Here is a 12,976-nt window from a genome sequence, read left to right as displayed (position 1 = left end):
GTGGACGACCTCCATTCCAGCTACCTGCTTGGTCTGCTGATTTTCCTGATCCTCTGTTCGGCCTTTTTCTCAAGTTCCGAGACCGGCATGCTCAGCCTCAACCGCTATCGGCTCAAGCATATGGCCAAGGAGGGGCACAAGGGCGCCAAGCGTGTAAGTGGCTTGCTCAGCCGCCCCGATCGCCTGCTCGGTACCATTCTGGTCGGCAATAACGTGGTCAATATCCTCGCCGCCTCCATCGCCACTGTGCTGGCAGTGGATATCTGGGGGGAAAAGGGTATCGCCATCGCTACCGCCGGCCTGACCATCGTGGTGCTGATCTTTGGCGAAATCACCCCCAAGACCCTGGCAGCCCTGCGTCCGGAGCTGGTGGCCTTCCCCGCCAGCCGAGTGCTGAGCCTGCTACAACGTCTGCTCTACCCGGTGGTGTGGCTGACCAGCGCCATCAGCAGCGGGCTGCTGCGCCTGCTCGGTGTGGACCCGTCACAGCGCAGCAATGACAGCCTGTCAACCGAAGAACTGCGCAGCGTAGTGCGCGAGTCTGGCCCCGGGATGCCGAAGAATCGCCAGGACATGCTGCTGGGCATCCTCAATCTGGAGCAGGTCACGGTCAACGACATCATGATCCCGCGCAATGAGGTCACCGGCATCAATCTGGACGATGATCTGGACAGCATCATCAGCCTGCTGACCAACACCACCCATACGCGCCTGCCAGTATTTCGCAACGACATCAATCAGATCGAAGGCGTGGTGCATATGCGCCAGATCGCCCGCCTGCTGACCCATAACGAACTGAGCAAGGACGCCTTGCTGGCGGCCTGCAATGAGCCCTATTTCGTTCCGGAAAGCACGCCGCTGTCGACCCAGCTGATCAACTTCCAGAAGGAAAAGCGCCGCATCGGCATCGTCGTCGACGAGTATGGCGATGTAATCGGCGTGGTCACCCTGGAAGACCTGCTTGAGGAGATCGTCGGTGATTTCAGCAACCAGAGCAGCCTGCGCAGCCCGGATATCCATCCCCAGGATGACGGCACCCAGGTCATCGATGGCGCGGCCTATATCCGCGAAATCAACAAGGCTCTGGACTGGCACCTGCCCTGCGACGGCCCCAAGACCCTCAATGGCCTGATCACCGAAGCGCTGGAAAATATTCCGGAAAGTGCGGTGTGCCTGAAGATCGGCCCCTATCGCCTGGAAATCCTGCAGTCTTCAGGCAACCGGGTGAAAAGCGTGCGAGTCTGGCAGGCCGGCGTATCCGCGCTCAAAGAGCAGAGCGTGGAAGAGTAAGCTGGGCAGCCAATCCCTCGGCCCAGACCCGATAGCCCAGCCCCGATGGGTGATAGCCATCCGCGGCCAGGTAATCGCGGGCAAACTCCAGCTGAACCGCGCAATGCTGCACCCCCAGCTCATCAGCCAGTTTCTCTAGACTGCGATCCAGAATCCGTCCGCGAGCACCAAGCACCTGCCGCAGCAACCAGGGCAAGGCGCGGAAATGCTGCAACGGCGGCACCGCACTAAAAGCCACCTGCGCACCACCATCCACCAACAGCTGCGCCATCAGCTGCAGCGGCTTTTGCCATTGCTGCAGCGAGCTCAGCCCGGTGGTGTCATTGACACCAAATACCAACAGAGCCAGATCCACCGGCTCACCCAGAGCCTCCGGCAAAAGGCGCTGACTGGCCTGTCCGGCAGTGATGCCATTCTCACCGCAGGCCCGCCACTGCACCGGGCGCCGCAAACGCTGGGCCAGCGCTTCGGCCAACTGCCCGGGCAAAGCCGCCTGCAGGTTATCCACGCCGACACCCGCCACGGTGGACTCACCCACCAGCAACAACCGCAGGGGCTGACCGGCAAAGTCCTGCCCGGCTTCGCCATACGGCAGACCAGCCGCCGGCGGCAAGCGCAGAGCCGTGCGCCGGGTATACAGGGCCTGAGGCACAATCAGGGGCAGCAGCGGCAAGGCCAGCAGCCACCAGAGGGCAATGCGCCTCACAGGCTGACGCTGATCGCCCGGGAAGCGCGAACAGCCTTGGCCCGCGCGGCCTCGATCGACTCATCACGGGCCAGGGCCACGCCCATACGCCGCTGGCCACTGACTTCGGGCTTGCCGAACAGGCGCAAGGCAGTGTCCGCCTCACTCAAGGCTGCTCCCAGGTTGCCAAAGCTCACCTGACAAGACTCCCCCTCCACCAGCAGCACCGCCGAGGCGCTGGGGCCAAGCTGGCGGATGGCTGGAATCGGCAGGCCGAGAACGGCCCGGGCATGCAGGGCGAACTCGGACAGGTCCTGGGAAATCAGGGTGACCAGGCCCGTATCATGGGGCCGCGGCGAGACCTCGCTGAACCACACCTGGTCGCCCTTGATAAACAGCTCCACACCAAACAGACCGCGCCCGCCGAGGGCCTCGGTCACGGCCAACGCCACTCGCTCGGACTCGGCCAGCGCCCGGGCACTCATGGCCTGCGGCTGCCAGGACTCGTGGTAGTCGCCCTTGACCTGGCGATGGCCCACGGGCGCACAGAACGAGGTGCCGCCGGCATGGCGCACGGTAAGCAGGGTGATCTCGTAATCGAAGTCGATAAAACCCTCGACTATGACCCGCCCCTTGCCAGCCCGGCCGCCTTCCTGGGCGTAATCCCAGGCAGACTGCAGGTCGGCATCACCCTTGAGCAGGCTCTGGCCCTTGCCGGAGGAACTCATGATCGGCTTGACCACACAGGGGTACCCGACAGCTCTCACCGCTGCCGCATAGGTCTCGAAGGTATCGGCGAAATGATAAGGCGACGTGGGCAGGCCCAACTCCTCGGCTGCCAGGCGACGAATACCCTCGCGGTTCATGGTCAGCTGCGCGGCGCGCGCCGTGGGGATCACGGTAAAGCCTTCGGCCTCCAGTTCCACCAGGGTCGCCGTGGCGATGGCCTCGATCTCCGGCACGATATAGTGCGGCCGCTCCTGCTCGATCACCGCGCGCAGGGCGGCGCCATCGAGCATATTGATCACATGACTGCGATGGGCCACCTGCATGGCCGGGGCATTGGCGTAGCGATCCACGGCAATCACCTCGACACCCAGGCGCTGCAGCTCGATCACCACTTCCTTGCCCAGCTCGCCCGAGCCACACAGCAGGACGCGGGTCGCACTCGGCGACAAGGGGGTTCCAATACGGGGCATGACTGTTCCTCAGATTGATCGGTGCAGCATCCTGCTAGAGCAGGACACCTTTGCCCTGGGCGCGCTGATGACACAGGCGCAGCGTTTCACGGCGCTGCTCATTGCTCATGCGACTCCAGTGGGTGATTTCGGCCACGCTACGCTGACAGCCGATACAGATATCCTCGTCATCCAGGGCGCAGACATGCACGCAGGGCGAGGCCACGGGGCGTTCGCTATCCATCAGTCGTCCTGCACCGCCAGATCGCGGGCGTAACGCTGAGCGTTATGCACATAGTGGGCGGCGCTGGCCTCCAGCATTTTTTTCTGCTGCTCGGTCAGTTCGCGCACCACCTTGCCGGGCGAGCCCATGACCAGCGAACCATCGGGAATTTCCTTGCCTTCGCCAATCAGGCTATTGGCGCCGATGATGCAGTACTTGCCGATCTTGGCGCCGTTGAGCACCACGGCATTGATGCCGATCAGACTGTAGTCGCCCACCGTGCAGCCATGCAGCATGGCGTTATGGCCGATGGTCACGCCCGTACCAACAGTCAGCGGAAAGCCCATATCGGTGTGCATCACCGTGCCGTCCTGCACATTGCTGTTCTCGCCGATATGGATCAGCTCGTTGTCGCCGCGCAGGACGGCACCGAACCAGACACTGGCCCCCGGCTCCAGCTTGACCTTGCCCACCAGCGTGGCATTGGGCGCAACCCAGCTCTGCTCGTGGGCCTCGACGTGGGACGAACCCAGGCGGTATTTCATGGATGCTTCCTCGTTATTCAGCTGAGCCTGATAAAGTGCTCAGGCGGTCGATGCAGGTCGATGCCCGCGTCATAGATCAGGTTGACCAGCTCCACCAGCATGATGGCCGTCAGCCCCCAGATCTTGTATTCGCCATAGCGATAACTGGGCACATACCAGCTGCGCCCCAGGTAATCGATGCGATGGGTGGTTTCCCGCGGATCTTCACGAAAGAATTCCAGGGGTACGCTGAAGACCGCCGCGATCTCGCCATCATTCGGCTCATAGTCGACAAAATCCGGCACCAGGCCGACATAGGGCGTGACCTGAATGCCATGGCGCGAGACCAGGGTGCTCAATGGCCCGATCACCTCCACCAGACCGGCCGGCAGGCCGATTTCCTCATGGGCTTCGCGCAGCGCCGTACGAATCAGATCCTGATCCTCCGGGTCACGCCGCCCTCCGGGAAAGGCGACCTCGCCACTGTGGGTGGACAGCCCATGGGCCCGCAGCGTCAGCACCACCTCCGGCGCATCGCTGCGGGTGATGGGCACCAGCACGGCAGCTTCCGGGTAGTCATTGGCAGTGGGTAACAGCAGCGGGCGATAGCCGCGCATGCGGTGCATCAGCTCGTCCAGCATGGGCATTCTCGATCTTTTTTGCTGCCTGGATAATGGCACGAAAGCCTTGAAGCTCCCAAGCCCCGGGCACGCCATAGCGGTCATTCAGAGAGCCAATCGCGCCAACCAGACATCTTGCCGAACGGGCGCTGCCCGCGCCAAGATGGGACAAATTGAGGAGAGCACAGCATGAAGTTCTGCAGCCAGTGCGGCAGCCCCGTCAGCCAGAGCATACCGGCCGGTGACAACCGCCTGCGGCATGTCTGCGAGCACTGCCATACCGTGCATTACCAGAACCCGCGCATCGTCGCTGGCTGCCTGCCGATCTGGGGTGAGCAAGTGCTCTTGTGTCGCCGCGCCATCGAACCGCGCCGCGGCTACTGGACCCTGCCCGCAGGCTTTATGGAAAACGGCGAAACCATCGAGCAGGCCGCCGCCCGGGAAACCCACGAAGAAGCCTGTGCCCGGGTGCGCGACTTGAATCTCTATACCCTGTTCGACCTGCCCCATATCAACCAGGTGTATATGCTGTTCCGCGCCGAACTGGTCGACCTGGACTTCGCCGCCGGCGAAGAAAGCCTGGAGGTGCAGCTCTTCCACGAACAGGAGATCCCCTGGTCAGAGCTGGCTTTCCCCACCATAGGCCGTACCTTAGAATGCTATTTCGCTGACCGGCGCAGCCAACACTACCCGGTTCGCAACGAGCCGCTGGAAGCCTTGCGCGCACACTTTAGAAAGACCTGATTGACGAGAACGATGATGCGCTGGTTGCTCCCCCTGCTTTGCCTGACCCTGGCCATGACCGCTCAAGCCAGCATCACCCCCTCTCTGGGCGGACGCACCGTGGACAAGGTGCTGGTGCTCAAGTCCGAACGCCAGCTACACCTGCAGCACCGCGGCGAAACCCTGAAATCCTACCGGATATCCCTGGGCAAACAGCCGGTCGGGGCCAAGGAGCGAGAAGGCGACCTGCGCACGCCGGAAGGCATCTACTGGATCGACTGGCGCAAGCCCAGCGACAAGTACCAGCTGTCCCTGCATATTTCCTACCCCAATGCCCGCGACCAGGCCCGTGCCCGCGCCAAGGGCGTACCGCCGGGCGGCATGATCATGATCCACGGCACCCCGCTGGATGAGGAATACCCGGAGTGGTTCTTTCACACCCTGGACTGGACCGAAGGCTGCATTGCCCTGAAAAACGATGATATGCGTGAGGTCTGGAGCCTGATCAAGGACGGCACCCTGATCGAAATCAGGCCCTGATCGCCCACGGCCAGCCGGGAGCAAGCTGCGGCGCGGCGCAATCCAGAACCCACGACAACGCCCTGGCCATCGCCATCCATAACGGCGCTTATGCCCATCCCGGACTGCGCTGCACTGGTCCAGGCTAAGGCTTGTGGCTTAGAACTGCATATCGGAAAGGCGCCAGACCTCGAAGGCCGGGGTTTCATAGGGGTGGCTGTTTTTCATGGCCTTGACGGTATCGTGAATCAGCTCATCGCCCACCACCATCTCCACCTTCCACTCCGCCACCTTCTCCACCTGACCTTGCTGGCCGAGGAAAGGCTGGCTGCCCTGCAGCGGGCGGAACTGACCCTGCCCCAAGGCCTGCCAGCAGCAGCTGTCATATGCGCCAATGCGCCCACCGCCGGCGGCGAAAACGGCCTGCTTGACCGCTTCCAGATGGCTTTCCGGCACATAAAAGCAAAACTTGTACATCGCGCGCTCCAGCGACAGACCTGACGGATACAGCAAATGATTGGCGCCAAGGATAATGGCATTTAGCCTGCAAGGCGATCAGCGCCCTGCATCACAGTTGCAGTGTAAGACGGCAGATTCCGCCTCGCGTTCCGTCCATCGGCTATCCGACGAATCGCTAGCGGCCCGACCAGAAGCGCCGCCAGCGCGCCGCCAAACCAGGCGCAGGCCGCGCATGGCGGCCGTCACAGTAGGGCAACTGGCGCGAACGCCCACAGCGGCACAGCAGCAAGAATTGCTGACGAGCCGGCTCAAGACGCAGACCAGCGGTGCAATCGACAGGACAATCGGGAAGCCGGGGCGAGCGCCCACAGCGGCACAACAGATGGGTTTCGCCAGGGTTGACCTGGCGAACCTCGGGCAGCAAGGGCTCTGGCGAACTCGGCGCGGCCTTTCTCGCCCCAGCAGAGACGGGAAAGGCCTCAGTCTTATCAGTCAACCCAGACCCGGGCATTGCGGAACATACGCATCCAGCCGGCATCTTCCTGCCATTCATCCGGCTTCCAGGAGTTCTGTACGGCGCGGAACACCCGCTCCGGGTGCGGCATCATGATGGTGACGCGGCCGTCACGACTGGTCAGGCCGGTAATGCCGCGCGGCGAGCCGTTGGGGTTGGCCGGGTAGCGCTCAGTAACCTTGCCATGGTTATCCACATAACGCAGGGCCACACAACCGGACAAATCGGCTTCCAGCAGGGCTTCCTCGCTCTCGAACTCGGCATGACCTTCACCATGGGCGATGGCGATCGGCAGACGCGAGCCGGCCATGCCCTGGAGGAAGATCGAGGCCGATTCCTGGATCTGCACCATGGCCACCCGCGCCTCGAACTGCTCGGAGCGGTTACGCACGAAGTGCGGCCAGAACTCGGTACCGGGGATCAGTTCGTGCAGGTTGCTCATCATCTGGCAGCCGTTGCACACACCCAGGGCAAAACTGTCCTTGCGCTCGAAGAAGGCCTGGAAGCCATCACGGGCGCGGCTGTTGAACAGAATCGACTTGGCCCAACCCTCGCCGGCGCCGAGCACGTCACCGTAGGAGAAGCCGCCACAGGCCACCAGCCCCTTGAACTGCTCCAGGCTGACCCGGCCGCTGAGGATATCGCTCATATGCACGTCGACGGCAGCGAAGCCGGCACGGTCGAAGGCCGCAGCCATTTCCACCTGACCATTGACGCCCTGCTCGCGCAGGATGGCGATCTGTGGACGGATGCCCTTGCGGATATAGGGGGCGCTGATGTCCTGGTTGACGTCGAACGCGAGCTTGATGTTCAGGCCCGGGTTGTCTTCCTCCAGCAGCGCCTCGAACTCCTGATCGGCGCAATCGGCGTTATCACGCAGACGCTGGATGCGGTAGCTGGTTTCGCTCCACTGGCGCTGCAGCTGGCTGCGCTGGCCGCCAAATACCGGCAGGCCATTGAAGCTGATGCTGACGTCATCACTGTTAACCGGCTGACCAATCACCGCCACGCAATCACCCAGACCAGCCGCACTGAACTGCGCCAGCACTTCTGGGGTGGCGTCCTGATGTACCTGAATCACCGCCCCCAGCTCTTCGTTGAACAGCACCGCAGCCAGCTCGGCACTGTCGTCGGCCAGGGCATCGAGGAACAGATTGAGACCGCAGTGACCGGCAAAGGCCATTTCCAGCGCCGTGACCAGCAGACCGCCGTCGGAACGGTCGTGGTAGGCGAGGATATGACCATCGGCATTCAGGCCCTGGATCACCGCGAAGAAGGCCTTGAGGTCTTCGGCGTCATCCACATCCGGCGCCTGCTGGCCGAGCTGGGCGTAGACCTGGGTGAGAATCGAGGCGCCCAGACGGTTCTGTCCGCGGCCCAGGTCGATCAGGATCAGGTCGGTTTCGCCCTTGTCCATGCGCAGTTGCGGAGTCAGGGTCTGGCGAATATCGCTGACCGGAGCAAAGCCGGTCACCACCAGCGACAGCGGTGAGGTGACGCTCTTGTCAACGCCCTCCTCCTGCCAGCGGGTCTTCATCGACATGGAGTCCTTGCCCACCGGAATGGTGATGCCCAGCTCCGGGCACAACTCCATGCCAACTGCTTTTACCGTGTCATACAGGCGTGCATCTTCGCCCGGGTGGCCGGCGGCGGCCATCCAGTTGGCGGACAGCTTGATATCGCTCAGCTTGTCGATTTTCGACGCGGCCAGGTTGGTGATGGTCTCGCCAATGGCCATGCGCCCGGAGGCCGCGGCATTCAGCAGGGCCAGCGGCGTGCGCTCGCCCATGGCCATGGCTTCACCGGTGTAGACGTCGAAACTGGTGGCAGTCACGGCGCAGTCAGCCACCGGCACCTGCCAGGGGCCGACCATCTGATCACGAGCCACCAGGCCAGTGATGCTGCGGTCGCCAATGGTGATCAGGAAGCTCTTGCTGGCCACGGCCGGGTGATGCAGCACGCGGGTCACGGCCTCGTCGATGGCCAGGCTGCCGGCATCGAAATCATCGCCCAGTTCAGGTTCACGGCTGGCCGAACGATGCATGCGCGGCGGCTTGCCCAGCAGCACGTTGAGCGGCATGTCCACCGGCTTGTTGCCGAAATGGCTGTCGGTCACGGTCAGGTGCGGCTCGGCAATGGCCTCGCCGACTACGGCAAAGGGGCAGCGCTCGCGCTCGCAGATAGCCTGGAAACGCTCGAAATCAGCGGCATCCACGGCCAGCACATAGCGCTCCTGGGACTCGTTGCACCAGATTTCCAGCGGCGCCATGCCCGGCTCATCGTTGGGCACGTTGCGCAGTTCGAAGCGACCGCCCCGGCCACCGTCGTTGATCAGCTCCGGCAAGGCATTGGAGATGCCGCCGGCGCCCACGTCATGGATAAACTTGATCGGGTTGGCATCGCCCAGCTGCCAGCAGCGGTCGATCACCTCCTGGCAGCGGCGCTCCATTTCCGGGTTCTCGCGCTGCACCGAGGCAAAATCCAGATCCGCCGAACTGGCACCAGTGGCCATGGACGAGGCCGCGCCACCGCCCAGGCCGATCAGCATGGCCGGGCCGCCGAGCACGATCAGCTTGGCGCCGACGCTGATTTCACCCTTCTGCACATGGTCGGCGCGGATGTTGCCCATACCGCCGGCCAGCATGATCGGCTTGTGATAGCCGCGCACTTCCTCGCCATGGGGCGTCTGAATCGCCTGCTCGAAGGTACGGAAATAGCCGGTCAGGGCCGGACGACCGAATTCATTGTTGAACGCGGCGCCGCCCAGGGGGCCTTCGATCATGATGTCAAGGGCGGTGACGATGCGCTCGGGCTTGCCGTAGGGCACTTCCCAGGGCTGCTCGAAACCGGGGATCTGCAGGTTGGACACGGTAAAGCCGGTCAGGCCGGCCTTGGGCTTGGCACCGCGACCAGTGGCGCCCTCATCGCGGATCTCGCCGCCGGAGCCGGTGGAAGCGCCAGGGAACGGGGCGATGGCGGTCGGGTGGTTGTGGGTTTCCACCTTCATCAGGATATGCACCGGCTCCTGGGTCGCGCCGTACTGGCGCGTCTCGGGATCGGGGAAGAAACGCCCGGCGCTGTGCCCGACGATCACCGAGGCATTGTCCTTATAGGCACTGAGTACACCTTCGCGGTGCATCTCGTAGGTGTTCTTGATCATGCCGAACAGGGATTTTTCTTGGGCTTGGCCATCGATATCCCAGCTGGCGTTGAAGATCTTGTGCCGGCAGTGCTCGGAGTTGGCCTGGGCAAACATCATCAGTTCGATATCGTGGGGGTTACGCCCCAGATCCTGGAAGCTCTTGACCAGGTAATCGATCTCGTCCTCGGCCAGGGCCAGGCCCAGCTGGGCATTGGCCTGCTCCAGGGCGGCGCGACCACCACCCAGTACGTCCACGGCATTCAGCGGCTTGGGCTGGGCATGGCTGAACAGGGCGCTGGCGGCTTCGAAGTTGTCCAGCACCAGCTGGGTCATGCGGTCGTGCAGCAATGCAGCAACCTGCTCGGCATCGCTGGCGCTCAGCTCACCGCTGACGTAATAGGCCAGCCCCCGCTCGATGCGCTGGATCTTGTCCAGGCCGCAGTTGCGCGCGATATCGCTGGCCTTGCTCGACCAGGGCGAGATGGTGCCGAAACGCGGGATGGTGAGAAACAGGCGGCCGCTGGGCTCCTGCACCGGCACACTGGGGCCGTATTGCAGCAGACGGGCCAGCACCTGCTCTTCGTCGGCGGTCAGGGCCGCGCGGATATCGGCAAAATGCGCAAACTCGGCGTACAGCCCGGTAACGGCAGGTACCTTGCTGGTCAGTTGCTCAAGCAATTTACCGTGGCGAAAAGCAGAAAGGGCGGGAGCGCCGCGCAGGATCAACATCGGGGACAGCCTCTGGGAAGGGGTGTACTTTGAGGCCGTGCATTCTAGCCTAAAGCGCCGCCAACGGCACCCGTGACAACACAGGCAAACCAGGCGCTGCGCTAGCAGAGAAGACTCGCACTGTCGAGATATGGCGCACCCGATGCTTTGCGTATACTGCGCCAATGTTTGCCCAATCCGTGTTCCGCTTGCGCTGCGCCTGCTGGCTGTCAGCGATCGGAGTCCTCCTGCTGCTCGGCGGCTGTGCTGAAGAACCCAGCACCCTAGAGCGCATTCAGGCGGAGGGCACGCTGCGCGTGGTTACCCGCAACAGCCCGGCCACCTATTTCCAGGATCGCAATGGCGAAACCGGCTTCGAATACGAGCTGGTCAAACGCTTCGCCGACGACCTGGGCCTGAAGCTGGAAATCGAGACGGCAGACAATCTGGACGAGCTGTTCAGTCGCCTCAACCAGACCAACGGTCCGGTTCTGGCCGCCGCCGGTCTGGTCGGCAGCCAGGGACGACAGACCCAGGCGCGTTTTTCCAGCGCTTACCTGGAGGTCACTCCCCAGGTTGTCTATCGCAACGGCCAGCAGCGCCCCAGCCGCCCCGGCGATCTGGTCGACAAGCGCATCCTGGTGCTCAAGGGCAGCAGCCATGCCGAACAACTGCAGGCACTGCAGCAACAGATACCGGAACTGAAGTTTGAAGAATCCGCCGCCGTAGAAGTGGTGGATCTGCTGCGCATGGTGGACGAGGGGCAGATCGACCTGACCCTGGTCGACTCCAATGAGCTGGCGATGAACCAGGTGTATTTCCCCAATGTGCGCGTGGCCTTCGATCTGGGTGATGCCCAGCATCTGGGCTGGGCCGTGGCGCCGGGCGAGGACACCAGCCTGCTCGACGAAATCAATGCGTTTATCGCCCGAGCCCACGAGAACGGCAGCCTGCAGCGGCTCAAGCAACGCTATTACGGTCATGTCGACGTACTGGGCTATGTCGGCGCCTACACCTTCGCCAAGCATTTGCAGCAACGCCTGCCACGCTACGAAGCCTTCTTCCGCCAGGCCGCCCAGACCCATGGCGTGGACTGGCGCCTGCTGGCGGCCATGGGCTATCAGGAATCGCTGTGGCAGCCTACCGCCACCTCCAAGACCGGCGTGCGCGGCCTGATGATGCTGACCCTGCGCACCGCCCAGGCCATGGGCGTGTCGGATCGACTCGATCCCAGACAAAGCATCGAAGGCGGCGCCAAATATATTGTCTGGGTAAAAAACCAGTTACCGGAGAGCATCCAGGAGCCTGATCGCACCTGGTTCGCCCTGGCCGCCTACAACGTCGGTGGCGGCCACCTGGAAGATGCGCGCAAACTCACCGAGGCCGAGGGGCTGGACCCGAACAAGTGGCTCGACGTGCAGAAGATCCTGCCGCGCCTTTCCCAGAAGCAGTGGTACAGCAAAACCCGCTACGGCTATGCCCGCGGCGGTGAGCCGGTGCATTTCGTGCGCAATATCCGCCGCTATTACGACATCCTCACCTGGGTCACCCAGCCGCAACTGGAAGGCACCCAGCTGGCCGACAGCAGCCTGCACGTGCCGGGCATCGACAAACGCAAGCCGGCGGAGAATCCGCCACTCTAACCAGCAGACTATTGGAAAACGTAGGCGAGGCAGCTAGCGCAAGGCGAAAGCAGGCGAGAGCGCGGAGTTTACGAGCTGTAAATGAGCGGGCGAGTCTGCTTTCAACGCTGCGATAGCAACGCACGACTGCATGGACGCAGGAGGTAGGGCGACGCAGGAAGCCAAAGCCGAGGTAGTTTTCCAATGATCTGCTAGCGGGCCTGGCGCCGCGCGCGGAAAAACTCACTGAGCACCGCCCCACACTCCTCCGCCAATACGCCCCCCTCAACCAGCACACGATGGTTGAGAAAGGCCTGGCTGAAGAACTCACCGCGACTGATCGCCACCCCGGCCTTGGGCTCGGTGGCGCCATAGACCACGCGCTGGATACGGCTATGCACGATCAGGCCGGCGCACATGCTGCACGGCTCCAGGGTCACATACAGGGTGCTGCCCGGCAGGCGGTAATTATCCACGGCCAGGGCAGCGACACGAATGGCCACCATCTCGGCATGGGCGCTGGGATCAGAGGTGGAAATCGGGCAGTTGAAACCACGCCCGATGATCTCGCCATCCTGCACCAGCACGGCGCCGACCGGCACCTCGCCCAGAGCTGCGCCCTCGGCGGCCAGGGCCAGAGCCTCACGCATGAAATGCGCGTCGAGCGAGCGGTCGATGATCTGTACTCTCTTCATGGGTTGAACCCGCAGTATGGAAGGCCGCACCGTGCAAAACCGCGAAGCGTTTTCCGCCGAATAATCCGGTGGAT

Annotated in this window: 13 protein-coding genes; 4 read left to right on the top strand and 9 right to left on the bottom strand. The window is 63.0% G+C overall.

Annotated elements, in window-relative coordinates; genetic code table 11:
- A complete protein-coding gene (locus GJV18_RS07575) occupies positions 1-1,290 on the top strand; it encodes an HlyC/CorC family transporter (RefSeq protein ID WP_160344092.1) in 1,290 nt (429 codons plus the stop codon).
- On the opposite strand, the gene GJV18_RS07570 is transcribed toward GJV18_RS07575, so the two are convergent.
- The 5 genes from GJV18_RS07570 to GJV18_RS07550 are packed head-to-tail and all read right to left on the bottom strand — an operon-like array spanning position 1,265 to position 4,541.
- Positions 1,265-1,996 carry an SGNH/GDSL hydrolase family protein gene (locus GJV18_RS07570; protein WP_160344090.1) on the bottom strand — a complete coding sequence of 244 codons (732 nt, stop codon included), beginning with the start codon at positions 1,994-1,996 and terminating at the stop codon, positions 1,265-1,267. The genes GJV18_RS07575 and GJV18_RS07570 overlap by 26 nt on opposite strands.
- The gene (gene purT, locus GJV18_RS07565; protein ID WP_160344088.1) at positions 1,993-3,174 is read right to left on the bottom strand and encodes a formate-dependent phosphoribosylglycinamide formyltransferase; all 1,182 of its coding nucleotides are present in this window, start codon (positions 3,172-3,174) and stop codon (positions 1,993-1,995) included. Before purT ends, GJV18_RS07570 begins: the two co-directional genes overlap by 4 nt.
- A 34-nt stretch (positions 3,175-3,208) precedes the next feature.
- On the bottom strand, positions 3,209-3,397 hold the full coding sequence (locus GJV18_RS07560) for a DUF1289 domain-containing protein (protein WP_407692335.1): 189 nt from the start codon (positions 3,395-3,397) through the stop codon (positions 3,209-3,211).
- The gene (locus GJV18_RS07555; RefSeq protein ID WP_160344086.1) at positions 3,397-3,921 is read right to left on the bottom strand and encodes a gamma carbonic anhydrase family protein; all 525 of its coding nucleotides are present in this window, start codon (positions 3,919-3,921) and stop codon (positions 3,397-3,399) included. The genes GJV18_RS07560 and GJV18_RS07555 overlap by 1 nt, the downstream gene beginning before the upstream one ends.
- A gap of 17 nt (positions 3,922-3,938) precedes the next feature.
- Entirely contained in the window at positions 3,939-4,541 is a 603-nt protein-coding gene (locus GJV18_RS07550; RefSeq protein ID WP_160346031.1) for a CoA pyrophosphatase, read from the bottom strand.
- Positions 4,542-4,709: 168 nt separating this feature from the next.
- On the opposite strand from GJV18_RS07550, the gene GJV18_RS07545 reads away from it, so the two are divergent.
- Entirely contained in the window at positions 4,710-5,264 is a 555-nt protein-coding gene (locus GJV18_RS07545) for an NUDIX hydrolase (protein ID WP_160344084.1), read from the top strand.
- Between the two features lie 15 nt (positions 5,265-5,279).
- The gene (locus GJV18_RS07540) at positions 5,280-5,783 is read left to right on the top strand and encodes a L,D-transpeptidase family protein (RefSeq protein WP_160344082.1); all 504 of its coding nucleotides are present in this window, start codon (positions 5,280-5,282) and stop codon (positions 5,781-5,783) included.
- A gap of 138 nt (positions 5,784-5,921) precedes the next feature.
- Here GJV18_RS07540 and GJV18_RS07535 read toward each other — a convergent pair whose 3' ends face one another.
- From GJV18_RS07535 to purL, 3 genes are all read right to left on the bottom strand, one after another.
- The gene (locus GJV18_RS07535; protein ID WP_160344080.1) at positions 5,922-6,239 is read right to left on the bottom strand and encodes a Nif3-like dinuclear metal center hexameric protein; all 318 of its coding nucleotides are present in this window, start codon (positions 6,237-6,239) and stop codon (positions 5,922-5,924) included.
- A 157-nt stretch (positions 6,240-6,396) separates the two neighbouring features.
- Positions 6,397-6,732, bottom strand: a complete 336-nt coding sequence (locus tag GJV18_RS07530) for a CDGSH iron-sulfur domain-containing protein (RefSeq protein WP_160344078.1) — start codon at positions 6,730-6,732, stop codon at positions 6,397-6,399.
- On the bottom strand, positions 6,710-10,606 hold the full coding sequence (gene purL / locus GJV18_RS07525) for a phosphoribosylformylglycinamidine synthase (RefSeq protein ID WP_160344076.1): 3,897 nt from the start codon (positions 10,604-10,606) through the stop codon (positions 6,710-6,712). Before purL ends, GJV18_RS07530 begins: the two co-directional genes overlap by 23 nt.
- 164 nt (positions 10,607-10,770) lie before the next feature.
- On the opposite strand from purL, the gene mltF reads away from it, so the two are divergent.
- The gene (gene mltF / locus GJV18_RS07520; protein WP_160344074.1) at positions 10,771-12,228 is read left to right on the top strand and encodes a membrane-bound lytic murein transglycosylase MltF; all 1,458 of its coding nucleotides are present in this window, start codon (positions 10,771-10,773) and stop codon (positions 12,226-12,228) included.
- Positions 12,229-12,419: 191 nt separating this feature from the next.
- Here mltF and tadA read toward each other — a convergent pair whose 3' ends face one another.
- On the bottom strand, positions 12,420-12,902 hold the full coding sequence (gene tadA / locus GJV18_RS07515) for a tRNA adenosine(34) deaminase TadA (protein WP_160344072.1): 483 nt from the start codon (positions 12,900-12,902) through the stop codon (positions 12,420-12,422).
- Positions 12,903-12,976: the final 74 nt, after the last annotated feature.

It is taken from the genome of Pseudomonas xionganensis (assembly GCF_009763245.1).
Taxonomy (GTDB): Bacteria; Pseudomonadota; Gammaproteobacteria; order Pseudomonadales; family Pseudomonadaceae; genus Aquipseudomonas; species Aquipseudomonas xionganensis.
This window is presented reverse-complemented; position numbering and strand designations above follow the sequence as displayed.